This window comes from Indioceanicola profundi, from assembly GCF_003568845.1.
Classification (GTDB): domain Bacteria; phylum Pseudomonadota; class Alphaproteobacteria; order Azospirillales; family Azospirillaceae; genus Indioceanicola; species Indioceanicola profundi.
This window is the reverse complement of record NZ_CP030126.1, coordinates 120,254-142,086: the sequence shown is the minus strand read 5'-3', so window position 1 is coordinate 142,086 and position 21,833 is coordinate 120,254. Positions and strand designations below refer to the sequence as shown.

The following is a 21,833-nucleotide window of genomic DNA, read 5'->3' as shown; positions in this document are numbered from 1 at the left end:
ATCGGGCGAAGCCACAAGCGCCATGCGCGCAAAAGGAGTTAACTAATACTTTAGGGAATAAACCTGCGGGCGTTCTCCACCATCGTGGAATAGAGCATGCGGATCAGGTCGGCCGGGCGCAGCCGGCCGAAGGGGATGTTGTCCTTGGCGAAATCCACCAGCGCATCGGGCGGGCGGGTGGGCACCACCTCGTATCCGGCCCGGCGCAAGCCGGCGATCACCGCCTCCGCCTGCTTCGTATAGTTCTCGTTGAACAGGCTCCGGTCGGCCTTCTTGATCGACTGGGCGATCGTCTCGACAATGCTGGACAAGCCGCCGCTCCCCTCGCCCGCTCAGCCCGTCACGCCGGCGCGGCGCAACTCCGGCCCCAGCCGTCCGGCCAGGAACATGAAGAACATCCTGTAGTCCGCCGCCAGCGACCAGAGAGGATAGGTGAAGGTGGCCGGCCGGTTGTGCTCCACGAAGGCGTGGCTGACCCAGGCGAAGAAATAGCCGGAAAGCGGCATGCCCAGCAGGTACCAGGGATCGGCCGTTATGACGGCCGCCGTGAGAAAGCCGAGCGCAATTGCGCTGCCCACATAATGGAAAGCGCGTGTCCGGGCGTCGCTGTGTTCCTGGAGATAGAAGGGCCAGAACTCCTGGAAGGTCTTGTAAGCACGCTCCGCCATCCCTGCATTCCTCCCGTCAAAAGAGCGCGGGGGTCCTTTTGTTGCCAAACCGGCCCGCATTGAATAAGTCAGGTCATTGTTGTCGGCGGTGGAGCCGCCGTTTGTTTCGCCAGACCCTGTTACATTAAGGATCACGCAGATGGGCTACAAGGTCGCCGTTGTCGGGGCCACCGGGAATGTGGGGCGTGAGATCCTCCAGACCCTGCATGAGCGCGATTTCCCCGTGGATGAGGTGGTGGCCCTGGCCTCCAGCCGCTCCGCCGGGGCGGAAGTGTCGTTCGGTGAGGACGACATCCTGAAAGTGCAGGATCTGGCGAAATACGACTTCAAAGGCACCGACATCGTCCTGTCCAGCCCGGGGGCGAAGGTCTCGGCCGAGTTCTCGCCCAAGGCCGCCGCGGCGGGCGCCGTGGTGATCGACAACACCAGCCATTTCCGCATGGACCCGGACGTGCCGCTGGTGGTGCCGGAGGTGAACCCGCAGGCCATTTCCGGCTGGCGCAAGAAGGGCATCATCGCCAATCCCAACTGCTCCACCATCCAGATGGTGGTGGCGCTGAAGCCGCTGCACGATCTGGCGACGATCCGCCGTGTCGTCGTGGCGACCTACCAGTCCGTGTCGGGCGCCGGCAAGGAGGGGATGGACGAGCTGTTCGGCCAGACCCGCGCCATCTATGTGAACGACCCGGTCGAGAAGAAGAAGTTCACCAAGCAGATCGCCTTCAACTGCATTCCCCACATCGACAGCTTCATGGACGACGGCTCCACGAAGGAAGAGTGGAAGATGGTGGTGGAGACGAAGAAGATCCTGGACCCGCGCATAAAGGTGCATGCCACCGCCGTTCGCGTTCCGGTCTTCATCGGCCACTCCGAGGCGGTGAACATCGAGTTCGAGAATCCGCTGTCGGTGGAGGATGCCCGTCAGGCCCTGCGCCGCGCCCCCGGCGTGACCGTGATCGACCATCGCATGGATGAGGGCTACGTCACCCCGGCCGAGGTGACCGGCGAGGATGCGGTCTTCGTCTCCCGCATCCGTGAGGACATCACGGTGGAGAACGGCCTGGCCATGTGGGTGGTCGCCGACAACCTCCGCAAGGGTGCGGCCCTCAACGCCGTGCAGATCGCCGAGGTCTGGGCGGAGAAGTACGCCGGCTGAGTTCCACCGGCCGGCACGGAATATGCGAAGGGCGGGATCGCGAGATCCCGCCCTTCGTGTTTTCAGCCGATTGCACGGACAGAGTTGGAGCGAAGCCAAGCAGCCAATGACTGCTCCGTCATCGTCCCCGATGCGACATTCAAGAAAGTCTCCAGCCGCTCCGGCATAGGTGCCGTCAGCCGGAAACCGTGCAGGCTCAGAAAAAGCAAGCAGACGACGAACGCGGTCCGCTTGTTTCCATCGACGAACGGATGATTGCGCGCCAGCCCCCAGCCGTAGCAGGCCGCCAAGTCGAAGACATCGGGCTCACCATACACGGCCAGAGTCTGCGGACGGGCCATGGCGCTTTCGAGCAGGCCGATATCCCGGATGCCGGTGCCGCCGCCATGTACAGAGATTTGCCGCTCATGGATAGCCAGAGCAGCCGTCGTTTCGATCCAGTTCCAGGACGACATGGCTATTTCGCCAACTCGCTCAGGACCCAGAAATTCTCCTCCATGATCCGCTCGGCGGCAGCCAATTGCGCGGCGACGCGATCGTCGGCGGGAATGACATTTACGCCAACGCCTTCATCCGATGCAGAAACAGCTCCGCCCTCAACAATCTTCAGACGCGAAGCCATTTCCTCTGGAATTTCCAGATAGAGCTTTCCGTCGATCCGCTTGGCGAACAGATAGGTCATGGGGCACCTCCGCGTTGCACGCCAATATAACAGCGAAGGCGGCCCCTTTCCACTCAGGCCCCGGACTTCGTGTCCGGCGCCCACTTCTCCAGGAAGGCGCGGATGGCGGCGGGGTCGTGGCCCTTGCCCTGTTCCTTCGGCAGCTCCAGCTCGCCGGTGTTCTGGCTGTGCAGCAGGCTGCCGTCGCCATCCAGCACGAACAGATGCGGGTAGCCCGCTGGTTTGGGCCAGCGGGACAGGAATTCCGTGTTGGGGTTCTGCTTCTTGTCGTAATGGACCTTCAGCAGCACGTAGTTGGCGTCGCGCAGGGCGGTAAGGTCCGGATTGACCTCGAAGGTGCCGTCCAGCAGGTGGCACCAGATGCACCAGTCCCCGCCCACATCCACCAGGATGCGCCGGCCCGACGCCTGCGCGAGCTTGACCGCTTCGGCCAGGTCGGCGGCGGGGTTGCGGGCCGGGTCGAAGGCTTGGGACCAAGCTGGCGAATCGGTTCCGGCAGCAGCGGCCGGCAACGATGCGGACCCCGCAAGCAGCAGGGCGGAAAGGGCAAGGATGGCGGCACGCTTCATCGGAGACTCCCTTCGGTGCGGCCGGCCTACTGCCGGAGAGCGATCAGCAGATCACAGCTGTTGGAGCTTGCGCCGCGGTAGGTGAAGCGCATGATCATGCCCTGAGTATCCGGTACCGGCACCTCTGCCACCTGCCCCGGCGTGATGTTCAGCTGCCGCCCGGTGCGGGCGCTACGCCCATCGGTCATGCTGAATTCCAGGATGCAGCGGCGGTTGCCCTCGTTCTGCACCAGGGCAGTGCCGGGACCGGCAAAGCGGAACTCGTAAGTATCCCCTTCCGAGAAGTCGATGCGCCCGCGGCAGGGGGAATCGGTATCCACCTCGCAGCCATATTCCTGAGGCTGCATCGGCGGCGAGAGCTGCGCCGTGGCCGGAGCGGCCGGCAGCAGCAGGGCCAGCCCGGCCAGGATTGCGGGCGGGGCGAAGGTGCCGACCATCTTCATCTGCATGCATCCATCGGGGAGTCCATCGAAAGGGGATATCGCCCCTGATCCCCTCCGCACAAGAGGAGACTGTCGGAAACCGCCCCCGGCCTAGCGCACCTTTGCTGGCGTGAAGCGACGCTTCGGGGCTACCAGCTCGTCCTGCGCGGCGATGAGCTGCAGCTCCCGCACGCCGGCCGCGCGGGTGGCGTCGAAGACGGCGTAGATGGCGGAGGCCGTGTGGCCCAGCGCCGCCGCCGCGTCCCCCGTCTCCAGCAGCTTCGCCAGGAACAGGGCGGAGACGCAGTCGCCGGCCCCGTTGGGCGGCGGTTCCAGCGGCAGCCGCGGCGTCGCCACCACCCAGGAGCCTTCGGCCGTATCCAGCAGCATCTCGATCACGCCGGACGGGGCGTCGTCCCGCACCAGGGAGGTGACAAGCACCACCTTGGGCCCCAGCGCCCGCGCCGCCGCTGCCGCCTCCAGCGCGGTGGCGAGGTCGGCGATGGGCCGGCCGGTCAGATATTCCAGCTCGAACTGGTTCGGCGTGATGATGTCGGCGGCGGGCACCGCCCGGTCGCGGAAGAAGTCCGGAATGCCGGGCCGCACGAAGAAGCCGCGCCCCACATCGCCCATCACCGGATCGCAGGCATAGAGCGCGCCATGCCGCGCCTGCCGCACCTTGGACACGGTGGACAGCACCACGTCGCCCAGGCCGGGATCGCCCATATAGCCGGTCAGCACGGCGTCGCAGTGGCTGAAGGCCCCCCGCCCCTCCACGCCGCGCAGCACCTCCGCCACATGGTCGGGCGTGAAGACGGTGCCGGTCCACTGGCCGTAGCCGGTGTGGTTGGAGAACTGCACCGTGTTTACGGCGATGGCCTCGCAGCCCAGCCGCTCCAGCGGGAACACGGCGGCGCGGTTGCCCACATGGCCGAAGGCGACGTGGGACTGGATCGTCAGGATGGTCTTCATGGCCCCACTCTAACACAGAGTCCGTGGACGGCAGCACCGGGCTGCGGCTAGGGTCACCGCGCCTTGCGCTCGGAGATGGAGACCGATCATGACCGTCCGCCCCCGCCGTTCCGTCCTGTACATGCCCGGCGCCAATGCCCGCGCCCTGGACAAGGCCCGCACCTTGCCGGCCGACGGGCTGATCCTGGATTTGGAGGACAGCGTCTCGCCGGACGCGAAGGAGCTTGCCCGCGCCCAGGTGCTGGAAGCCGTGCGCCGGGGCGGCTACGGCCGGCGGGAGCTGATCATCCGGGTCAACGGGCTGGACACGCCCTGGGGCCATGCCGATCTGGTGGCCGCCGCATCTAGCGGGGCCGACGCCGTGCTGATCCCCAAGATCGACAGCGGCGAGGGCGTGCGGCAGGCGGAGCGGGTGCTGGCGAACGCCGGCGCGCCGGACGGGCTGAAGCTGTGGGTGATGATGGAAACGCCCCACGCCATGCTGAACGCCAAGGACATCGCCGGGGCCAGCCAGCGGGTCGCCTGCCTGGTCATGGGCACATCCGACCTGACCAAGGATCTGAACGCGCTGAACACGCAGATGCGCCTGCCCATGCTGACCAGCCTGGGGCTGACCCTGCTGGCGGCCAAGGCCTACCGGCTGGCCGTGCTGGACGGGGTGCATGTGGATCTGGAGGATGAGGCCGGCTTCGCCGGGAGCTGCCGCCAGGGGCGCGAGCTGGGCTTCGACGGCAAGACCCTGATCCATCCCCGCCAGATCGGCCCCGCCAACAGCGCCTTCGGCCCCACGGAGCAGGAGGTCGCCCAGGCCCGCACCCTGATCGCCGCCCATGCCGATGCGCTGGCCCAGGGCAAGGGCATCACCGTGGTGGGCGGCAAGCTGGTGGAGACGCTGCATGTGGAGCAGGCGCGCCGCACCGTGGCCCTGGCGGAGGCTATCGCCGTGGCCGGCGAGGGCTGATCACCGCCCCGCGAAGGCGGGATCGGCCACGATACGCTCCACCTCCCCGGCCAGCGCCGCGGCGGAGAGGGCGAGGTTGTGGGGGTAGCCGTTGAAGCCCAGTATGGCGACATGCATGCCCAGCAGCGCCGCCCCCTCCCCTTCTCCCACCAGCAGGGGCGCGCCGCTGTCGCCGGCGGATACGGCGCAGTCGTGCAGCAGCAGGGCCGGGTCCTGGCCGATGTTGGTGAGAGCGCATCCCGGCGCGCGGGCCGCCTCCCCCGCCGGGCCGATCCCCGCCCGCGTCAGCACCTTCTGCCCGACCATCCCGGTCAACACCGGAACGGATTGCGCAAGCAGCGGCACCGGCCGCACCTCCAGCGCCCGGTCCAGCACCAGCAGGCCCCAGTCCCGCCCCACGGTCTGCGCCGAAGGCCCGGTTCCGCCCCGGTAGCCCTCCGCCAGCGCCACCGCGACGCCGCCGGCCCCGTCCCGCCACCCGGCCGGTACGAAGCGCAGCAGGTGGGGCGGCATCTGGATGCGGGTGCGCGGGTTCAGCAGGCAGTGCGCCGCCGTCAGCACATGCCGCGGCCCCACCAGAGTTCCGGTGCAGAAGCCCGGCGCGCCCAACCGCTCGATCCGCCCGATGGCGGTATGGGGCCAGGCATCGCCCGGCTGCGCCTTGGCCGGACCGGCGAGCAGCAAACCGATGAGGAGAAGGAATCCGCGCATGACCCGAGGCTAACGCGTCGGAGCCGCGGCCGTCACGGGCGGAGTCCGATTCGGCTCACAGCGCCTTGCGGCGGTAATGGTACGGATACAGGGTGCGGAAGCCGAGACGGCCGTAGACCGCCAGGGCCGGCGCGTTGGGTGCGGCGACCTGGAGGTAGGCGGAAGCCGCGCCGAGCCCTGCGGCCCGGCGCAGCAACGTGCCCACCACCCGCCCGGCAAGGCCCTGCCCGCGGCAGTCCGGCCGGGTCGCCACGTCGAAGATGCCGACATGCCCCCGGTCCACGACGCCCAGCGCCACCGACCGGATTTCCCCGTCTTCCACCGCCGCGGCGTAGAGGGTCGCGGGCGCGATGGCGTCCAGGATGGCGGCCAGGGCGCTGCGGCGGGTGGCGGACAGGCCGGTCATCCCGGCATAGGCGTCGATCCATTCCGGCGACGGCCGGCTCTCCACCCTCACGCCCGGCAGGTCCGGCCCGGCCGGCGGCAACCCGTCCAGAACCTGGACCAGCGAGGGATTGTCGAGCGCGTAGCCCTGCCGCTCCAGTTCGCCATCCAGTTCCGGCGGGCAGAGCGGGGTCAGGCGGAACATCGGGTCGAGGCTCTGGTCCCTGTAACGCTGTTCTGCGAACGCCACCTTTTCCTTCAGCGCCAGGACGCCAGGAGCCAGGACGTTCACGCTGTTGGCCCGCCCCGTATGGCCGCGGGCGAAGCGCAGCACCCATCCGTCATGGTGGATGGTCCGCAGGCAGGGCCAGGCTGTGAGAGTCAGATCCTCGAGCGCCGCCACCCGGTCCAGCGGAATGGCGGGAGGTTCGGACACGGCGGTGGGAAGCGTCATGGCGGACCGGACAGCGTGGCGGGCAGAGGCAGCAGCTTAGCCGGCCTCCCCGCGGCGGTACAGGCGCTGGAAAAATTTCGCCCCGACGAAGCCTCCGGAATGCTGTTGCAACGCAATATCCATTCGTATCAGGCACTTGCCCCGGAAAGCATCTACCCCTCTGTTGCACCGGCAAAGATTGACGGACCGGCCTTAGCGGCGTAATTCACTCACCCGAGATTCACGTCGAACCGCCTGCCTGCGGAGCCGGCCGCCTGCATACCGTCTTTTCCATGTAGTGCCCGCCCGGGCGCTACAGGACGGCCCCGGGGCGGACGCGCCCCTGGAACGATCGAGGAAGTGCTAGCCATGTCCGACACCCAGACGGCCAAGAGGCAACGGCCGCTCTCGCCGCATCTTCAGGTTTACCGCCTGCCTTTGCCCGCGATCGCCTCCATCACCCACCGCATCACCGGGGTCGGCCTGACCGTCGGCACGCTGGTGCTGGCCTGGTGGCTGATCGCCGCTGCGGCCGGGCCGGACGCCTACGAGACCGTTTCGGCCTTCCTGGGCTCCCCCATTGGCTGGCTGCTGCTGGCCGGCTGGGTCTGGGCGCTGTGGTACCACACGCTGAACGGCGTCCGGCACCTGTTCTGGGATGCCGGCAAGGGGCTTGAGCTGCAGGCCGTCTACCAGGGCGGCTATGTCGTCTGGGGCGGGTCGGTGGCGCTGACCGTCATCACCATCATCGCCGCCATCGTGGCCGCCTGAGCGCAGGAGAAACAGCGATGACCACCGATACTCCGCACTCCTACCGCTCCGACCTGGGCCGTGTGCGCGGCCTCGGCTCCGCCAAGTCGGGCGCGCACCACTGGCTGAGCTACCGCCTGCTGTCCCTGGCCTATGTGCCGCTGGTGATCTGGTTCGTCTTCTCCGTGATCGGGCTGATGGACGAAGGCTATCCGGGCATGGTCGAATTCCTGCGCAGCCCGGTGAACGCCGTGCTGATGCTGCTGACCATCGGCGTGACATTCCACCACGCCGCGTACGGTATGCAGGAGGTCTTTGAGGACTATATTCACGGCAAGCTGGGAAAGACCGCCGCGGTTGCGGGGACCAAGGGCCTGGCCCTTGTGCTGGCGCTGGCCAGCGCCTTTGCCGTTCTGAAGATTGCACTGGGGGCGTGAGGAAGAGCCATGGGCACGGCGTACCAGATCCAGGACCATTACTATGATGTCGTCGTCGTCGGAGCCGGCGGCGCCGGCCTCCGCGCCACCTTCGGCATGGCCGAGAAGGGGCTGAAGACGGCCTGCATCACCAAGGTCTTCCCCACCCGCAGCCACACCGTGGCCGCCCAGGGCGGCATCTCCGCGGCACTCGGCAACATGGGCGAGGATGACTGGCGCTACCACATGTACGACACCGTGAAGGGGTCGGACTGGCTGGGCGACCAGGACGCCATCGAGTACATGTGCCGCGAGGCCATCCCAGCCATCATCGAGCTGGAGCATTACGGCGTGCCCTTCAGCCGCACGGCGGAAGGCAAGATCTACCAGCGCGCCTTCGGCGGCATGACCGCCCAGTACGGCAAGACCCAGGCCTACCGCACCTGCGCCGCGGCCGACCGTACCGGCCACGCCATCCTGCACACGCTGTACCAGCAGTCCCTGAAGCATCAGGCGGAGTTCTTCATCGAGTACTTCGCCCTGGACCTCATCATGGATGAGGACGGGGTCTGCCGCGGCGTGCTGGCCTGGAACCTGGATGACGGCACCATCCACCGCTTCCGCGCCCACCAGACGGTGCTGGCGACCGGCGGTTACGGCCGCGCCTACTTCTCCTGCACCTCCGCCCATACCTCCACCGGCGACGGCGGCGGCATGGTGCTGCGCGCAGGATTGCCGATGCAGGACATGGAGTTCGTCCAGTTCCACCCCACCGGCATCTACGGCGCTGGCTGCCTGATCACCGAGGGCGTGCGCGGCGAAGGCGGGTACCTGACCAACAGCGAGGGTGAGCGCTTCATGGAGCGCTATGCCCCGTCGGCGAAGGACCTGGCGTCCCGCGACGTGGTCAGCCGCTCCATGACCATCGAAATCCGGGAAGGCCGCGGCGTCGGTCCCAACAAGGACCACATCCACCTGCATCTGGAGCATCTGGACCCCAGCATCATCCATGAGCGCCTGCCCGGCATCGCGGAGACCGCGAAGGTCTTCGCCGGCGTGGACGTGACCAAGGAGCCGATCCCGGTGCTGCCGACCGTGCACTACAACATGGGCGGCATCCCGACGAACTATAAGGGCGAGGTGGTCTGCCCGACCGCCGAGGACCCGGACCGCGTCGTGCCCGGCCTGATGGCCATCGGCGAGGCGGCCTGCGTCTCCGTCCACGGCGCCAACCGCCTCGGCTCCAACTCCCTGCTCGACCTCGTGGTGTTCGGCCGCGCCGCCGCCATCCGCGCCGCCGAGATCGTGGAGAAGGGTGCGGCCCACAAGAGCCTGCCGGCCGACAACGCCGACAAGGCGCTGGAGCGGCTGGACAAGACCCGCCATGCCAAGGGCGACATCCGTGTCGCGCATCTGCGGCTCGAGATGCAGAAGGTCATGCAGAACAACTGCGCGGTCTTCCGCACCGGCGAGGTGATGCGGGAGGGCGCGCAGCTCATGGAGCAGGTCTGGGCCCAGCGCCCGCGCCTCCAGCTCGCCGACCGCTCCATGATGTGGAACAGCGACCTCGTGGAGGCGCTGGAGCTGGACAACCTGATGTACCAGGCCGTCGCCACCATCAACTCCGCCGTCAACCGCAAAGAATCCCGCGGCGCCCACGCCCGCGAGGACTTCACGGAGCGCGACGACGAGAACTGGATGAAGCACTCCACCGTCTGGGTGGACGATGCCGGCAAGGTCACCCTGGGCGACCGCCCCGTCCACCTCTACACCTTGACCAACGAGGTCCAGGTGTTCCCGCCGAAGAAGCGGGTGTATTGAGAACGCGCCGGGAGAATATTCAAAATGGCTGAGTTCACGCTTCCTGCCAATTCCAAGGTCAAGCCCGGCAACACCGTTCGGTCCGCCGCCGCGGAGGCCAAGCGGACCCGCCGGTTCCGCATCTACCGGTACGATCCCGACACGGGCGAGAATCCGCGCGAAGACATCTTCGAGATCGACCTCGACAAGTGCGGGCCGATGGTTCTGGACGCGCTGATCCACATCAAGAACGATGTGGACGCCACCCTGACCTTCCGCCGCTCCTGCCGCGAGGGCATCTGCGGCTCCTGCGCCATGAACATCGATGGCCGCAATACCCTGGCCTGCCTGAAGCCGATCGACGAGGTGAAGGGCGACGTCAAGATCTACCCGCTGCCGCACCAGCCGGTGGTGAAGGACCTCGTCCCCGACCTGTCCCGGAATTACGCCCAGCTCGCCAGCGTGAAGCCGTGGCTGCAGACCCAGACCCCTGCCCCGTCGCGCGAGCGGCTGCAGAGCCCGGAGGAGCGGGAGAAGCTGAACGGCCTCTATGAGTGCATCCTCTGCTTCTGCTGCACCACCTCCTGCCCCAGCTACTGGTGGAACGGCGACCGGTATCTCGGCCCGGCGGTCCTGCTCCAGGCCTATCGTTTCATCGCGGACAGCCGTGACGAGATGCAGGGGGAGCGGCTGGACATGCTGGAGGACCCGTTCCGCCTGTACCGCTGCCACACCATCATGAACTGCACCCAGACCTGCCCGAAGGGCCTGAACCCCGCCAAGGCGATCTCGGAGATCAAGAAGCTGATGGTGGATCGCGCGGGCTGAGGCTCGGGTATATCCATCTGGTAAGAACCCCGCCCGGCTCGCCGGGCGGGGTTTTCCATGTCCGGCCGGTCAGGCCCTGATTTCAACCGGCGTGAAATCCGGCACCAAGCGCCAGATCTCCTCCATCTCATGGTTCTGGACCGCGACGCAACCGTCGGTCCAGTCGCCCCAGCGCTTCACATAGGGCTTGCCCGCAACCCGGTTGGGCTGGCCGTGGATCATGATCAGGCCGCCGGGATTGACGCCCCGCGCCGCGGCCGCCTCCCTGTCCGCCTGGGACGGGTAGGAGATGTTCAGCGACAGGTGGAAGGCGCTTTCCGGGTTGCGCCAAGCGATGTGGTAGTGGCCTTCCGGCGTGCGGCCGTCGCCCTCGCGCTCCTTATGGCCGATAGGATTGCGGCCCAGCGCCACCCTGTACTCTTTGACGATCAGATGATCCTGCATGAGGCGCAGCAGCCGGCGCTTCTTCAGGATCAGCACCCGGTTGATCCCCGCCTCCGCAGCACCTGAGGACCGGGCGGCCTCCGCCGCCGGGATCGGGGAGAGCAGGGCGACGGCGGACACGCCCATCGCGCCTGCCAGGAACTGTCGTCTCGTCCGCACCGCCACCGTCTTGCCGCTCCGCCGCCTGAATACCTGGTCAGGCTAGCAGAGCGACAATGACTGCTTCCGTGTAAAAAAAGGGTGGCGCTGCCCCGGCCAGTCCCCTTCAGTTCAGCGTGGTCACGCCGGTGAGCGCCCCGTCGGTCACGGTGCAACGGATGGTCCGCCGCTCCACATCCGCCCGGCCGCGCTCCGGCACCAGCGTGAAGGACTGGACCACCATCTGGCTGTTGCTGCTGGTGGACAGTTCCGGCAGATCGTAGTTGATCTTGTAATCCTCGTGGTAGGAGCGCCACACCTCCCGCCGGCAGAGATCGGTGGCGGAGCGCGGGCGGTATTCCGAGCTGTCCCCCCCACCGTCATGGACGGAAATACAGCCGCTGAGCGCCAGCAGGCCGACAGCGGAGGTCAGGGTCAGAACGCGGGCGGCCGACCGGCGGCCCGCCCGGGCCGGCTCGGCGGAATGGTTGACGGAGCGCATGGCTCTCCCTTTCAAGATCGGTCGTCGGTCGGCCTGCGCCACGGCGTGCGGGTCAGGCCGGGACGGGCGGCATGCCGGGGCGGCTGGCATTCTGCCCGTCCGGCATGGATGAAATATCGGGGAAGGCCGCACACGCAAGCAGCGAAACCAAGGCGTTACAATCGGCAGCCTGTAGCCGGTTACCGCACCTTGGCGCTGGCGATGAACTTGGCAAAGCGGCCGGGGAAGAAGCGCTTCAGGAACAGGCCGAACCGCTCCTTCGGACCACCGACATAGATTTCCAGCGCATCCGTTTCGATACCGGAAAGAATGCGGCGGGCGGCCTCATCCGGGTCCATGCCCTGAGCCTGGGCCTGATCCATGGCGCCGAGCGCGCTGCCATCGCCGGTCAGCGCGTTGACGGAGACCTGGGTGCGGATGAAGCCCGGCATGACAAGCTGCACCTTGACTCCAGTGCCGGCGATCTCCGCCCTGAGCGCCTCCATGAAGCCATGGACGGCGTGCTTGGACGCGGCATAGGCACTGCGGTAGGGCGTGCCGAACTTGCCGACAACCGATGTGACGCTGACGATCCGACCGGAGCCTTGCCGGACCAGATGCGGCAAAAGGGCCTTGGTCACCGCCACGGTCCCGAAGTAGTTCACCTGCATCAGCCGCTGGTCCACGGCAATCCCGGTCTCCATCGCCAGGGAGCGCTGGCTGATACCGGCATTGTTGACCACCATGTCGATGCGCCCGAACGCCTCCAGCGCCTGACTGACCTTGTCGGGAATCGAGTCCAGCTCGGCCACGTCCATGGGCACCAGCGCCAGCGGGGCGTTGTGGCCGCCGCATTCGTTGCGCACCCGCTCCAACTCCTCCACCCGGCGGGCGGAGAGGATCAGCTTGGCTCCCTGCCCGGCCAGCGCCTTCGCCAGCGCCTCCCCGATCCCGCTGGAAGCACCCGTGACCCAGACGACCTGGTCCTTGAACTTCATCGCGATCCCTCGACGGTAGTTACATGCAGAACGGGAACGTGGCTTGATTATATCCTGAGTTTAGGAAACGACATTGTTCCGCAAGCACAACCTGGGAGGATAGTTCCAATGACCGACCGTCCAGCGTCATACGATGACCTTCCCATGATGCAGTATGCCTCGAACAAGAAGTCGATCGGCGTCGCCTATCTTCTCTGGCTCTTCCTGGGCGGGATCGGAGCGCACCGCTTCTACCTGGGTTCCGTCGGGCTGGGCCTGTTTCAGCTCGCGCTCTGCATCATCGGCGTGCTGACCTCCGTCATCGGCATCGGATTTCTGTTTCTTAGTCCCCTGTGCATCTGGGTGCTTGTCGACGCCTTCCTGATTCCTGGCATGACGCGTGATCACAACAATCGCCTGATCGCGCAGCTACGCTGATCCAAGCAGGCGAGGAGCCTATTTCGGCTCCTCGCCTGCCGTTGCTGGAGACCCTGTCGCAGGGTCGTTCGTCTGAATCTGATGCCGCATGATGACGGGCACCTGGAAGGCGCTGAACAGCAGGGTCAGCGGCATGATGCCGAACACTTTGAAGTTCACCCAGACGTCCGTGCTGAAGCTCCGCCAGACCACCTCGTTCAGGATGGCCAGCAGCACGAAGAACCAAGCCCAGCGCACGGTCAGGATGCGCCAGCCGGCATCATCCATCTCCATAACCGTGCCCATCACGATCTTCATCAGGTTGCGCTTCATCGCCAGCCCGGTGAACAGGGCCGCGGCGAACAGAAGGTTCACCGCCGTCGGCTTGATCTTGATGAACAGCTCGTCATCCAGCCAGAGCGTCAGCCCGCCGAACAGCAGCACGAAGAAGCAGCCCACCAGCGGCATGACCGGCAACCGCCGCTCCAGCTGCCAGGACATGGCCAGCGCCAGCGTGGTGGCGACCATGAAGGCCCCCGTGCCGGTCATCAGGCCGTAGAGATTGTTGGTGACGAAGAAGACGGCCAGAGGGCCGGCTTCCAGTGCGAGGCGTAGGATCGGGCTCATGCCACAGCATGTAGCGCGCCCGCTGCTGCAGCGCCAGAGGCATCGATCCTGCGTCCGGGAGCTTCACCAGTACGGCCGCTGCCCGTGCCATTCATAGACCGCCCGCTCCTGCTCCCGCCCCAGACTCCTGGTCGGATCATAGGCCGGGGCATTGGCGATCTTGTCTGCGTCGGCAGCGACGTGAATCCGCGCCTCCGGCCAGTCCAATCCCCGCACCCATTCCGGCGCGACCAGCACCAGACGGCTGGTTATCGCGCTGCCGACATCGGCCACCAGCCATCTGACCTGCCAGACGGCCGTGTCCAGCAGCAGGGTGCTTGCGCGGCCGATATCCCTGCGGCCCGCCTGCACCGTGTAGCCCGACACCTCCCGCGCGCTACGCAGGTGCGGGTCGCCTTCCGGCTGGCCGAGGGATGCCGGATCGACAGCGCCGCCGACCACGTCAAGCATGGGATCGCCTGGAAGGCCCACCGCTCCGCCGGCCGTCCAATAGGGCGTCCAGCCGTAATAGCGGTAGATCGCGTCCTCCTGCTGGCGGCCCACCGGCTTGTCGGTATCAATGGACGGGCTCTGCTTCACCTGCTCCTGGGTCAGGCGTACCGGGATGGTGCGGGTGGAACCGTCCGGCTCCCCCAACGCCTGCGGACCGATCAGGACACGGCGCCCGAAGATCCAGCCGGTATCCACCACCAGATAGCGGACATGCCAGCTGTCATCCTCGAACAGCACGTCATGCACATGCCCCAGATCGCCGTCGGTGGCATGCAGCCTGAAACCCTTCAGCTCGTCGAAATTCCACAGCATGGGCCATCTCCCCGTATGTCCCGGATGGAGCGGGGCCGGCTTTCCCCCCCTTTCGGGAACCCCGGCCCGGCGTGCCGGGTTCCGCCGGCCGGGTGGCTCCCCGGCGGATGGGCGGTCCGGCCCTTGCACGCAGCACTCCGGGCCTCATGCTGGCGGCGAAGGGGGTGACGGCACCCCGATGGCGTAGCCCGGGCTGGCTCCCCTGCGGGGTTGCCCCGCTGTAACGTCTGGGGCACGCTGAACGGGATGCAGGCCGGACACGGACGCCCGGCGGTAGGAGCGGGAATGGAAGCAGCGGCGAGGTTTCGGGCGGCGTGGCAGGGATTCGGACGGGCCATCCGCCTTGCGGTCTGTATCACCGCCGCGATGTCCGCTCCGGCCCTGGGCCAGGGCGCCGGCGATCTTCCGGTGGATCTTGAGCTGGTGCTGCTGGTGGACGTGTCCGGCAGCGTGGATGCGCAGGAGGCGGAGTTGCAGCGCAAGGGCTACGCCAACGCGCTGAGCAGCCCGCAGGTGGTCGAGGCCATCCAGTCCGGCCCCATGGGCCGCATCGCCGTCACTTATGTGGAATGGGCCGACGACGGCTATCAGAACCAGGTGGTGGGGTGGAGCGTGGTGCAGGACGCGAACAGCGCCCGCGCCTTTGCCGGGCGGCTGGCGGAAGCGCCCATCGGCACCGCCTTCTGGACCAGCATCGGCGCGGCGATCGATTTCGCCACCGCCCTGTTCCCGGGCAACGGTTTCGAAGGCTCCCGTCAGGTAATCGACATTTCGGGCGACGGCTATTCCAACCGCGGCCGACCGCCGGCGGAGGCCCGCGACGCGGCGGTCGCTGCGGGAATCACCATCAACGCCCTGCCCATCCTGAACAGCCGCCCGAATCCCTGGGGCGGTCTGCCGCCGCTGGATCTGGACCGCTATTTCCAGGACCAGGTCATCGGCGGCCCCGGCGCCTTCATCCTGGTGGCGGAGGATTTCTCCACCTTCGGGCAGGCCATCCTGTCCAAACTGGTGCGCGAAATCGCCGCACTGCCGGCGTCGACCGACATGCGGAATCAGGCGGCGGCCCTGCCCTGACCGCCTTTCGAACCTCTTTCCCTCCGCCTGGACAGAAAAAGAGCCGCTGCCGACGCGCGGCAGGCGGCTCCAGTTTCTGGCGGTTCAGGGAGGCAACGCACCAGTGTCCGGCCCAACAGGGTGAGTCGGATGCGGTTCCCACGTAAATTTTTTCCGTTCGTTTCAAGAAGGGCTGCGTCGTCGGCGTCGATAGATGGTTCACGGCGGATTCCCAGGGGTAATAACGTGAGATTCGGTCCGAATGGTCAACTCGGAGGGATCACCCCTCCTGTGGAATGGCATCGCGGCGAAATCTGTCCACAATGAAGGTCGCCGCGCTGTTGGTGGCGCCCGAGGGTTTCGGCCACGACGGACGCGGCATCGCGCCATCGTTCCGGCCGAATTAAGAAGGACACTGTTATGGACGCCAACGCCGAGCAGTTGCTGGCCCATCTGCCGTATCTGCGCCGCTATGCCCGCGCTTTGACCGGAGACGGGGAAGCCGGCGACGCTCTGGTCGGGCGCGCCGTGGAGGCGGCCCTGGCTGCCCCCGGAGACGCCGGGCTGGGCGGGAACAGCCGGCTGCCGCTCTACGCCCTGCTGAACCGGCTGTTCGATGAGAGCGGCCGGACCTTCCAGATCGAGGAGGTCGGGCATCCCATCAAGGCGGCCCTGTCCCTCCTGCCCGAGACGCAGCGCCGCCTGTACCTGCTGGTCAATCTGGAGGCCCTGCCGGTCGCCGAGGCCGGCTCCGTCCTGGAGCTGAGCCGGGAAGAGGCGCGCACCCGGATGACGGAGGCGCAGGAGGCCGTGCGGGAGGCGTTGATCGCCAGCATCATGATCGTCGAGGACGACGCCATCATCGCCTATGACCTGGCCGAGACGGTGCGCGGCATGGGCCACAAGGTGTGCGGCACCGCCGCAACCATGGACGCCGCCCTGTCCACCGCCAAGGCCTGCCGCCCCACGCTCGCCCTCATGGACCTCCGCCTCGCCCACGGGGACAGCGGCATCACCACCGCCCAGATGCTGCGCCGGACGTCGGAGCTGCCGATCATCTTCGTCACCGCCTTCGCCGACGAGCTTCAGCGCCGCGGGCTGGAGCATCTGGGGCCGATCATCCGCAAGCCCTTCACCCGGGAGGAGATCGAGCGGGCCATCACCCAGGCGGTCTTTGCCCCGAGCGCCGAAGCTCGAATTCCGGCCCTGGCCGCCCTTGCCCAGCGCAAGGAGCGCGACGGCATGCAGAGCGCCCGCTGACGCCGGCCGGGGCCTGTCCGCAGGCTCCTCCGCCATAGTCGCGGGACGTGGAACGGGATGGGTACGGAGCGCGCGCCCGCCCCGTTCCGCGCTGCTGCGGGCACCGCCGTGCCCGGCCAGCAACACTGCGCTCCGGACCGCACACCGTGCACAGGTTTCTGTTGCGGAAGCTGTGCGCATGACTAGAACATACGCCGCGGAGAGAGGAGCCGGCCGTCGCCGGTTTCCCGCGCGGGTTGATCCATGGATCGCAGGTCTTTTCTTCGCATTGCCTCGGGATTGCCGGTCATCGGATTGACCGGCTGGCCAGCGGGACCGGCATCCGCGCAATCCGTCGCCGCGTCCGGCGCGCCTGCCCGCAAGCCCGGCCCGCCGCGCCTGATCGTCATCGATCCGGGCCATGGCGGCCGCGATCCCGGCGCCATCGGCGCGCGGGGGACGCTGGAAAAGGACATCACGCTCGACATCGCCAGGCAGATGGCCCAGGCCATCTCCCGCCAGACCGGGACAGCCGCCGTGCTGACCCGGGACACGGACGAGTTCCTGGATCTGAAGGAACGGGTGGAGCGCGCACGGGCGGCACGGGCAGAGCTGTTCATCTCCATCCATGCCGACAGTGCGCCTGACCCGCGGGCGCGCGGCCTGTCCGCCTATACGCTGTCGGAGAAGGCGACGGACGCCTTCGCCGCCGCCATCGCGAAGCAGGAGAACCTGGCCGATGCGCTGGGGGTGGATACCAGCGACATGGACGCGGCGCTGCAGAATATCCTGGCCGACCTGACTGCGGAACGGGTGAAGCGCGCCTCCCTGCTGGCCAAGCAGACCCTGGTGTCCGGGGCGGGCAAGGAACTTCGGCTGCTGGACAACCCCATGCGCTCCGCCAACTTCGCCGTGCTGAAAGCGCCGGACGTTCCGTCCGTGCTGGTGGAGACCGGTTTTCTCAGCAATGCCGAGGACGAGAAGATCCTGCGGGATGCGGGCGCCCGCCGCCGCATTGCGACGGTTCTGGCGCGGGAACTGGCGTCCGTGATCCGAACGGCGCCCTTCACCGCCTGACCGGCCGGAGGACGCGCCTCCCTGGAATAACAGGGTGGATGGGTCGGAAAATGACCACATTGAAAGTGCAATCTGGAAGAGTGTCGGGGCTGCGCCGAGCCGCGCGGCCGGCTTGAGGGGATGGACGATGGCGCGCATGCAAGCAGTGGCGAAGACCAACAAATCCATGGGACGGTTGCCGTCCCATGGCATCCGCGCCCTGGCATCCGGACTGATGCTGCTCGGCCTTGCGGCCTGCGCCAGCCTGCCCCCTGGCGGCGGCACGGCCGTCGGAGCCTCTGAAGCTCCCGCGATTCCCGACTCCAAAATCCGGGAAGGAATACTGGCGCGCTGGAGCGTCGAAAAGCTGGACGGCCGCCTGGACGCCACGGTGGAGCGCGGCCGCGCCCTGCTGACGGGCCGCGCCCGCAATGCCGATGAGCGGGTGGACGCCGTTCGGCTCGCTTGGCAGGCGGACGGGGTGCTGGAGATCATCAATGAAATCCAGATCGATGACGCGTCCGGCATCACCGACCGCGCCACCGACACCTGGATCGCCACGCAGATCCGCACCAAGCTGCTGACGGACCCGGAGATCACCTCCGGGAACTTCAGCATCGATGTGGTGAACCAGACCGTCTACCTGCTGGGCAAGGCGCGCTCGCAGCAGGAACTGGACCGGGTCGTCGCGCATGCGCGCAATGTGGCGCGCGTTCGGCGGGTGGTCAGCCATGTCAGGATCTGACGGCAGTCGGACCATCGCCGTTTCCACGCGGTTCCTGTCGGCCGGCGCGGTGCGTCTGCTGTGCGTCACGGCCGCCCTGCTGCTTCTGTCCGGCTGGACGCCCCCTGCCCGTGCCCAGACCAGCAGCGCGGTGGCGGAGGCGAACCGGCAGTTCGTGGCCGCCATGCAGGCCATCCGGGAGGCCGATCGCTCCTACGACCCCGCCACCCAGTCCAAGCACCTGATGGAGGCGGACAGGCTGCTGACCGACATCGTCACCCGCCTGCCGGAAAGCCCGCTGGCGGTGCAGCTCATCACCAACCAGTTCATCGGCGACTTCGACTATGTCGGTTTCAAAGCCCGGGTCAGGGGACTGGCCTGCGCTAGGCCGGAAAGCACGGAATGCCTGCTGCACCGCATCTCCAGCCTGATGAGCCCGCTGGAGGACCCGGTGGTGGCGCCGCGCTGGGACTGGCTGTCCCTGGCCGTGGCCTATCACCAGTTCGGCAACAAGGAGCCGGTGCCCGGCATCATCTCCCCCTTCCTGGAAGCCCTGCGCCAGGGCACCGCCCAGGCCGCCGTGAGCAGCGGAGCCAGCAGCCAGGATCTGTTCCTGGGTCGCGCCCTGGCCCTGACCGGCGAGGTCGATCTGGCGCTGGAGATCACCCGCGGCATCGATGACTGCGCCACCCGCATCTATAACCTGACCGATGTGGCCGAAATCCTGGTCTGGAACGGCAAGAAGGAACAGGCGATGCAGCTGGCGGAGGAGGCGTCGGATTATGCCCGGTCCCGCTCCTGCTCCTGGGAACTCGGGCTGGTGGCCCAGTCCCTTCTGAAGGTCGGCAACGAGGCCCGCGCCCGCACCCTGTTCCTGAACACGGTGCAGGAGCAGTTCAGCCGCTTCAAGGATGAGCGCGGCGCCTGCTGCCCGCCGGAGCTGGCCGTGGCGGCCGGCGATCTGGGCGATCCCAATCTGGCGCTCGGCCTGCTGCGCACGGTCCAGGATGAAAGCCCGTGGACCGTGCCGCAGGTGCTGGGCAAGCTGGCGGCGCGCGGCGAGTTCCAACTCACCGGCGCCTATGCCGACCAGGTCGGCGACGCCGAGCTGCGCGCGGAAACCTATGTGGAGCTGGTGGCCGGGGCGCTGGCGGCGGGCAACCGCAGGGAGGCGGAGGGCTTCGCCGCCCGGATCGAGACCATGCTGGCCAAGCGGCGCGACCCTTTGGTCATGGTCCAGAAGGCGCGGGCCGAAAAGCTGCTCTACGACGATCAGCGCTGGCGCCAGACCTTCGTGGCGGCGCTGGGCGAGGCGGAAAGCTCAAACCTGGGGCTGGAGCGACGCGACGTCTCCGTCCCCTTCCTGGCGGCGCTGGTGGAGATCGAGACCGGCAAGCCGATGCTGCAGTGATTACATTCCCCGTCCGGGATCTTCCAGCCGGTGCAGTCGGGCGCAGGCCGTCAGGGTGGCGCGCAGAGTGACGGCCTTCCGGCGGGCCGGGGCCAGCTTGGCGCAGGCTGTTCCCTCCCGCAGCACCTCCGCCCCGAAACCGTCGGCCACCATCAGCCCCACCTCCTCCGGGATCAGCTCCTGCGGGAAGTCGGGGTCCACGGCGAAGTAGAAGCGGTCGCAGAACTCCAGATAGTCCTGCCATTTGTGATCCGACAGGAAGTCGGCCGGGCAGCTCTTCACCTCGACGATGGTGATCTCCCCCGATTCCGACAGGCCGAAGATGTCGGCCCGCCGGCCATTGGCCAGACTGAATTCCAGCAGCGTGCGAACGGCACGGTCGGCCAGCGCCCGGCGCACGCCGCGCGTGATGCGCGCCGCCGCTTCGGACGCGAACCAGGGCTCCGCCCCGGCGGGGGCGGAGCGGTGGATTGAGGAGTATCGCTGGCCGTCATGACGTGCTGCCGACTCGGGGAAACCGATCAGCACGTATCATGAACAAAGCCACGGGCCTTGCCAACCCGCCACAGGCAGGGCCGGCCTGCGCCCAATCCGCGCGTCAGCCCCGGACGGTCAGGACGGAGCAGCCGCCGATCCGGGCCGGGACGACGCGAACGGCCAGTCCGGCGGATTGCAGCAACCCCTCCACCGCCAGCACCACGGAGGTGGGGCGGGTCAGGGTGACATTCGGCTCCCGATGACCCAGGCGGCGGCAGCGCGCAAGCGCCTCCTGGATCTGGGCCGCCAGCTTGTCGGCGCCATAGGAGGCGGCGATGCCGGTGGCCGGTGCATCAACGGGAGACGGGACGCCGTAAGGCGTGGTGGTGTGGGTAGAGGCGACGGTCATTGCGGCTGCCGTCATGCCGGGTTCCGGATTCTGGGCTCCGGTCGCCACCGCGGGAAACATGCAAGGTCCCTGGGTTCGAATTCACCAGCGAGCGTCAACCCCTGGCGAGAATAGATATTGCGCTCGAAAACGGCATTTGCACGGCGACATTTTCCAGCAATTCCGGATGGCTGGTGCGCAACTTTGTCATTGCTGCGATTATGGAAATAAAGCCGGGCGCACTGATGTCGTCATGCCGCGATCAAGGGCTGGATATCCCGGATATCCTTGGCGTTCAGCTCCGTCGTCGCAAGGTCGTGCAGGGTCTGAAGATTCATCCAGAACTCCGGCCCCGTATTGAACACCCGACCAAGCCGGAGAGCCGTATCAGCCGTAACCGGCGTTTCGCACCGGGCCAGCCGTTCTATCCGGGTGCGCGGCACGCGGCAGGCCTTGGCAACGGCATAGGGCGTGAGCCCCATGGGTCCGAGAAACTCCTCCTGAAGGATTTCGCCCGGATGCACGGGAGGATATGGGCCGATCATGGCTGTGCTCCTCAATGATAATCGACGATTTCGACGTCATGGGCAGCGTTATCCCGCCAGACGAAACATATCCGCCACTGATCATTGATGCGGATTGAATGCTGGCCCTGGCGGCTTCCCTTCAATGCTTCCAGCCGGTTGCCCGGCGGCTGCCGAAGAGCATTCAGATCGACCGCAGCGGCAAGCATCGCCAGTTTCCGTTGCGCCGGGCGGATCAGGTCGGCTGGAAAGCCCTTGCCGTTTCTGCCGCGCCAGACGGCTTCAGCCAACCGGCCCTTGAAGCCTCCGATCATCGCC

Annotated in this window: 30 protein-coding genes; 12 read left to right on the top strand and 18 right to left on the bottom strand. The window is 67.2% G+C overall.

Annotated elements, in window-relative coordinates:
* Window positions 1-50 precede the first annotated feature (50 nt).
* Window positions 51-311 carry a hypothetical protein gene (locus tag DOL89_RS00710; RefSeq protein ID WP_119677424.1) on the bottom strand — a complete coding sequence of 87 codons (261 nt, stop codon included), beginning with the start codon at window positions 309-311 and terminating at the stop codon, window positions 51-53.
* Between the two features lie 21 nt (window positions 312-332).
* The gene (locus DOL89_RS00705) at window positions 333-668 is read right to left on the bottom strand and encodes a DUF962 domain-containing protein (protein WP_119677423.1); all 336 of its coding nucleotides are present in this window, start codon (window positions 666-668) and stop codon (window positions 333-335) included.
* 139 nt (window positions 669-807) lie between these two features.
* Between DOL89_RS00705 and DOL89_RS00700 the strand changes: the two genes are divergently transcribed.
* The gene (locus tag DOL89_RS00700; protein WP_119677422.1) at window positions 808-1,824 is read left to right on the top strand and encodes an aspartate-semialdehyde dehydrogenase; all 1,017 of its coding nucleotides are present in this window, start codon (window positions 808-810) and stop codon (window positions 1,822-1,824) included.
* Between the two features lie 62 nt (window positions 1,825-1,886).
* On the opposite strand, the gene DOL89_RS00695 is transcribed toward DOL89_RS00700, so the two are convergent.
* From DOL89_RS00695 to pdxY, 5 genes are all read right to left on the bottom strand, one after another.
* On the bottom strand, window positions 1,887-2,279 hold the full coding sequence (locus DOL89_RS00695) for a type II toxin-antitoxin system death-on-curing family toxin (protein WP_119677421.1): 393 nt from the start codon (window positions 2,277-2,279) through the stop codon (window positions 1,887-1,889).
* A gap of 2 nt (window positions 2,280-2,281) precedes the next feature.
* Window positions 2,282-2,506, bottom strand: a complete 225-nt coding sequence (locus DOL89_RS00690) for an AbrB/MazE/SpoVT family DNA-binding domain-containing protein (protein WP_119677420.1) — start codon at window positions 2,504-2,506, stop codon at window positions 2,282-2,284.
* 53 nt (window positions 2,507-2,559) lie between these two features.
* Window positions 2,560-3,075 carry a thioredoxin family protein gene (locus DOL89_RS00685; RefSeq protein WP_119677419.1) on the bottom strand — a complete coding sequence of 172 codons (516 nt, stop codon included), beginning with the start codon at window positions 3,073-3,075 and terminating at the stop codon, window positions 2,560-2,562.
* Between the two features lie 26 nt (window positions 3,076-3,101).
* Window positions 3,102-3,518, bottom strand: coding sequence for a hypothetical protein (locus DOL89_RS00680; protein ID WP_119677418.1), 417 nt, complete (start codon window positions 3,516-3,518; stop codon window positions 3,102-3,104).
* A gap of 90 nt (window positions 3,519-3,608) precedes the next feature.
* Window positions 3,609-4,469 (bottom strand): pyridoxal kinase PdxY, encoded by an 861-nt coding sequence (gene pdxY / locus DOL89_RS00675; protein ID WP_119677417.1) that lies wholly within the window; start codon window positions 4,467-4,469, stop codon window positions 3,609-3,611.
* An 88-nt stretch (window positions 4,470-4,557) separates the two neighbouring features.
* Between pdxY and DOL89_RS00670 the strand changes: the two genes are divergently transcribed.
* The gene (locus tag DOL89_RS00670; protein WP_119677416.1) at window positions 4,558-5,430 is read left to right on the top strand and encodes an HpcH/HpaI aldolase/citrate lyase family protein; all 873 of its coding nucleotides are present in this window, start codon (window positions 4,558-4,560) and stop codon (window positions 5,428-5,430) included.
* Here the strand turns inward: DOL89_RS00670 and DOL89_RS00665 are convergent, their stop codons facing one another.
* Both DOL89_RS00665 and DOL89_RS00660 read right to left on the bottom strand, forming a co-directional pair.
* Window positions 5,431-6,141, bottom strand: a complete 711-nt coding sequence (locus DOL89_RS00665; RefSeq protein ID WP_119677415.1) for a trypsin-like serine peptidase — start codon at window positions 6,139-6,141, stop codon at window positions 5,431-5,433.
* Between the two features lie 55 nt (window positions 6,142-6,196).
* The gene (locus DOL89_RS00660; RefSeq protein ID WP_119677414.1) at window positions 6,197-6,979 is read right to left on the bottom strand and encodes a GNAT family N-acetyltransferase; all 783 of its coding nucleotides are present in this window, start codon (window positions 6,977-6,979) and stop codon (window positions 6,197-6,199) included.
* Between the two features lie 348 nt (window positions 6,980-7,327).
* Between DOL89_RS00660 and sdhC the strand changes: the two genes are divergently transcribed.
* Genes sdhC through DOL89_RS00640 form a run of 4 tightly spaced genes read left to right on the top strand, consistent with a single transcriptional unit; the run spans window position 7,328 to window position 10,752 of the window.
* Window positions 7,328-7,729, top strand: a complete 402-nt coding sequence (gene sdhC, locus DOL89_RS00655) for a succinate dehydrogenase, cytochrome b556 subunit (protein ID WP_119677413.1) — start codon at window positions 7,328-7,330, stop codon at window positions 7,727-7,729.
* Between the two features lie 17 nt (window positions 7,730-7,746).
* Window positions 7,747-8,145 (top strand): succinate dehydrogenase, hydrophobic membrane anchor protein, encoded by a 399-nt coding sequence (sdhD, locus tag DOL89_RS00650; protein WP_119677412.1) that lies wholly within the window; start codon window positions 7,747-7,749, stop codon window positions 8,143-8,145.
* Window positions 8,146-8,154: 9 nt separating this feature from the next.
* Complete coding sequence (gene sdhA, locus DOL89_RS00645) at window positions 8,155-9,945, top strand: succinate dehydrogenase flavoprotein subunit (protein WP_119677411.1); 1,791 nt, start codon at window positions 8,155-8,157, stop codon at window positions 9,943-9,945.
* A gap of 24 nt (window positions 9,946-9,969) precedes the next feature.
* Window positions 9,970-10,752 (top strand): succinate dehydrogenase iron-sulfur subunit, encoded by a 783-nt coding sequence (locus DOL89_RS00640; protein ID WP_119677410.1) that lies wholly within the window; start codon window positions 9,970-9,972, stop codon window positions 10,750-10,752.
* A 69-nt stretch (window positions 10,753-10,821) separates the two neighbouring features.
* On the opposite strand, the gene DOL89_RS00635 is transcribed toward DOL89_RS00640, so the two are convergent.
* The 3 genes from DOL89_RS00635 to DOL89_RS00625 form a co-directional block, all read right to left on the bottom strand.
* Window positions 10,822-11,355 (bottom strand): L,D-transpeptidase family protein, encoded by a 534-nt coding sequence (locus DOL89_RS00635; RefSeq protein ID WP_205574608.1) that lies wholly within the window; start codon window positions 11,353-11,355, stop codon window positions 10,822-10,824.
* 106 nt (window positions 11,356-11,461) lie between these two features.
* On the bottom strand, window positions 11,462-11,836 hold the full coding sequence (locus tag DOL89_RS00630) for a hypothetical protein (protein ID WP_119677408.1): 375 nt from the start codon (window positions 11,834-11,836) through the stop codon (window positions 11,462-11,464).
* Window positions 11,837-12,015: 179 nt separating this feature from the next.
* A complete protein-coding gene (locus DOL89_RS00625) occupies window positions 12,016-12,813 on the bottom strand; it encodes an SDR family oxidoreductase (protein WP_119677407.1) in 798 nt (265 codons plus the stop codon).
* A 108-nt stretch (window positions 12,814-12,921) separates the two neighbouring features.
* On the opposite strand from DOL89_RS00625, the gene DOL89_RS00620 reads away from it, so the two are divergent.
* Window positions 12,922-13,230: a TM2 domain-containing protein gene (locus tag DOL89_RS00620; RefSeq protein WP_205574607.1), complete on the top strand. Its 309-nt coding sequence runs from the start codon at window positions 12,922-12,924 to the stop codon at window positions 13,228-13,230.
* Window positions 13,231-13,248: 18 nt separating this feature from the next.
* Here the strand turns inward: DOL89_RS00620 and DOL89_RS00615 are convergent, their stop codons facing one another.
* Window positions 13,249-13,836, bottom strand: coding sequence for a septation protein A (locus DOL89_RS00615; protein ID WP_119677406.1), 588 nt, complete (start codon window positions 13,834-13,836; stop codon window positions 13,249-13,251).
* 63 nt (window positions 13,837-13,899) lie between these two features.
* Entirely contained in the window at window positions 13,900-14,640 is a 741-nt protein-coding gene (locus DOL89_RS00610) for a PRC-barrel domain-containing protein (protein ID WP_119677405.1), read from the bottom strand.
* Window positions 14,641-14,925: 285 nt separating this feature from the next.
* Between DOL89_RS00610 and DOL89_RS00605 the strand changes: the two genes are divergently transcribed.
* From DOL89_RS00605 to DOL89_RS00585, 5 genes are all read left to right on the top strand, one after another.
* Window positions 14,926-15,717 (top strand): DUF1194 domain-containing protein, encoded by a 792-nt coding sequence (locus tag DOL89_RS00605; protein ID WP_225889842.1) that lies wholly within the window; start codon window positions 14,926-14,928, stop codon window positions 15,715-15,717.
* Between the two features lie 399 nt (window positions 15,718-16,116).
* Window positions 16,117-16,956 carry a response regulator gene (locus tag DOL89_RS00600; RefSeq protein WP_119677404.1) on the top strand — a complete coding sequence of 280 codons (840 nt, stop codon included), beginning with the start codon at window positions 16,117-16,119 and terminating at the stop codon, window positions 16,954-16,956.
* Window positions 16,957-17,250: 294 nt separating this feature from the next.
* Entirely contained in the window at window positions 17,251-18,012 is a 762-nt protein-coding gene (locus tag DOL89_RS00595) for an N-acetylmuramoyl-L-alanine amidase family protein (RefSeq protein ID WP_225889841.1), read from the top strand.
* Window positions 18,013-18,139: 127 nt separating this feature from the next.
* Window positions 18,140-18,736, top strand: coding sequence for a BON domain-containing protein (locus tag DOL89_RS00590; RefSeq protein WP_119677402.1), 597 nt, complete (start codon window positions 18,140-18,142; stop codon window positions 18,734-18,736).
* Entirely contained in the window at window positions 18,723-20,126 is a 1,404-nt protein-coding gene (locus tag DOL89_RS00585; protein WP_225889840.1) for a hypothetical protein, read from the top strand. The genes DOL89_RS00590 and DOL89_RS00585 overlap by 14 nt, the downstream gene beginning before the upstream one ends.
* Here the strand turns inward: DOL89_RS00585 and DOL89_RS00580 are convergent, their stop codons facing one another.
* The 4 genes from DOL89_RS00580 to DOL89_RS00565 form a co-directional block, all read right to left on the bottom strand.
* The gene (locus DOL89_RS00580; RefSeq protein WP_225889839.1) at window positions 20,127-20,654 is read right to left on the bottom strand and encodes an MmcB family DNA repair protein; all 528 of its coding nucleotides are present in this window, start codon (window positions 20,652-20,654) and stop codon (window positions 20,127-20,129) included.
* A 70-nt stretch (window positions 20,655-20,724) separates the two neighbouring features.
* The gene (locus tag DOL89_RS00575) at window positions 20,725-21,027 is read right to left on the bottom strand and encodes a hypothetical protein (RefSeq protein WP_162937252.1); all 303 of its coding nucleotides are present in this window, start codon (window positions 21,025-21,027) and stop codon (window positions 20,725-20,727) included.
* A 215-nt stretch (window positions 21,028-21,242) separates the two neighbouring features.
* Window positions 21,243-21,536: a HigA family addiction module antitoxin gene (locus tag DOL89_RS00570; RefSeq protein ID WP_119677400.1), complete on the bottom strand. Its 294-nt coding sequence runs from the start codon at window positions 21,534-21,536 to the stop codon at window positions 21,243-21,245.
* 11 nt (window positions 21,537-21,547) lie between these two features.
* Window positions 21,548-21,829, bottom strand: coding sequence for a type II toxin-antitoxin system RelE/ParE family toxin (locus DOL89_RS00565; protein WP_119677399.1), 282 nt, complete (start codon window positions 21,827-21,829; stop codon window positions 21,548-21,550).
* Window positions 21,830-21,833: the final 4 nt, after the last annotated feature.

What these genes read in the sequence shown, in the direction of transcription:
- DOL89_RS00700 (WP_119677422.1), top strand. Translation starts at nt 808, where the DNA reads ATGGGCTACAAGGTCGCCGTTGTCGGGGCCACCGGGAATGTGGGGCGT.
- sdhA (WP_119677411.1), top strand. Translation starts at nt 8,155, where the DNA reads ATGGGCACGGCGTACCAGATCCAGGACCATTACTATGATGTCGTCGTC.
- DOL89_RS00695 (WP_119677421.1), bottom strand. Translation starts at nt 2,279, where the DNA reads ATGTCGTCCTGGAACTGGATCGAAACGACGGCTGCTCTGGCTATCCAT.
- sdhD (WP_119677412.1), top strand. Translation starts at nt 7,747, where the DNA reads ATGACCACCGATACTCCGCACTCCTACCGCTCCGACCTGGGCCGTGTG.
- DOL89_RS00625 (WP_119677407.1), bottom strand. Translation starts at nt 12,813, where the DNA reads ATGAAGTTCAAGGACCAGGTCGTCTGGGTCACGGGTGCTTCCAGCGGG.
- DOL89_RS00605 (WP_225889842.1), top strand. Translation starts at nt 14,926, where the DNA reads ATGGAAGCAGCGGCGAGGTTTCGGGCGGCGTGGCAGGGATTCGGACGG.
- DOL89_RS00610 (WP_119677405.1), bottom strand. Translation starts at nt 14,640, where the DNA reads ATGCTGTGGAATTTCGACGAGCTGAAGGGTTTCAGGCTGCATGCCACC.
- DOL89_RS00640 (WP_119677410.1), top strand. Translation starts at nt 9,970, where the DNA reads ATGGCTGAGTTCACGCTTCCTGCCAATTCCAAGGTCAAGCCCGGCAAC.
- pdxY (WP_119677417.1), bottom strand. Translation starts at nt 4,469, where the DNA reads ATGAAGACCATCCTGACGATCCAGTCCCACGTCGCCTTCGGCCATGTG.
- DOL89_RS00705 (WP_119677423.1), bottom strand. Translation starts at nt 668, where the DNA reads ATGGCGGAGCGTGCTTACAAGACCTTCCAGGAGTTCTGGCCCTTCTAT.
- DOL89_RS00630 (WP_119677408.1), bottom strand. Translation starts at nt 11,836, where the DNA reads ATGCGCTCCGTCAACCATTCCGCCGAGCCGGCCCGGGCGGGCCGCCGG.
- DOL89_RS00615 (WP_119677406.1), bottom strand. Translation starts at nt 13,836, where the DNA reads ATGAGCCCGATCCTACGCCTCGCACTGGAAGCCGGCCCTCTGGCCGTC.
- sdhC (WP_119677413.1), top strand. Translation starts at nt 7,328, where the DNA reads ATGTCCGACACCCAGACGGCCAAGAGGCAACGGCCGCTCTCGCCGCAT.
- DOL89_RS00600 (WP_119677404.1), top strand. Translation starts at nt 16,117, where the DNA reads ATGGACGCCAACGCCGAGCAGTTGCTGGCCCATCTGCCGTATCTGCGC.
- DOL89_RS00565 (WP_119677399.1), bottom strand. Translation starts at nt 21,829, where the DNA reads ATGATCGGAGGCTTCAAGGGCCGGTTGGCTGAAGCCGTCTGGCGCGGC.
- DOL89_RS00570 (WP_119677400.1), bottom strand. Translation starts at nt 21,536, where the DNA reads ATGATCGGCCCATATCCTCCCGTGCATCCGGGCGAAATCCTTCAGGAG.
- DOL89_RS00685 (WP_119677419.1), bottom strand. Translation starts at nt 3,075, where the DNA reads ATGAAGCGTGCCGCCATCCTTGCCCTTTCCGCCCTGCTGCTTGCGGGG.
- DOL89_RS00575 (WP_162937252.1), bottom strand. Translation starts at nt 21,027, where the DNA reads ATGACGGCAGCCGCAATGACCGTCGCCTCTACCCACACCACCACGCCT.
- DOL89_RS00665 (WP_119677415.1), bottom strand. Translation starts at nt 6,141, where the DNA reads ATGCGCGGATTCCTTCTCCTCATCGGTTTGCTGCTCGCCGGTCCGGCC.
- DOL89_RS00680 (WP_119677418.1), bottom strand. Translation starts at nt 3,518, where the DNA reads ATGAAGATGGTCGGCACCTTCGCCCCGCCCGCAATCCTGGCCGGGCTG.
- DOL89_RS00620 (WP_205574607.1), top strand. Translation starts at nt 12,922, where the DNA reads ATGACCGACCGTCCAGCGTCATACGATGACCTTCCCATGATGCAGTAT.
- DOL89_RS00590 (WP_119677402.1), top strand. Translation starts at nt 18,140, where the DNA reads ATGGCGCGCATGCAAGCAGTGGCGAAGACCAACAAATCCATGGGACGG.
- DOL89_RS00660 (WP_119677414.1), bottom strand. Translation starts at nt 6,979, where the DNA reads ATGACGCTTCCCACCGCCGTGTCCGAACCTCCCGCCATTCCGCTGGAC.
- DOL89_RS00690 (WP_119677420.1), bottom strand. Translation starts at nt 2,506, where the DNA reads ATGACCTATCTGTTCGCCAAGCGGATCGACGGAAAGCTCTATCTGGAA.
- DOL89_RS00670 (WP_119677416.1), top strand. Translation starts at nt 4,558, where the DNA reads ATGACCGTCCGCCCCCGCCGTTCCGTCCTGTACATGCCCGGCGCCAAT.
- DOL89_RS00585 (WP_225889840.1), top strand. Translation starts at nt 18,723, where the DNA reads ATGTCAGGATCTGACGGCAGTCGGACCATCGCCGTTTCCACGCGGTTC.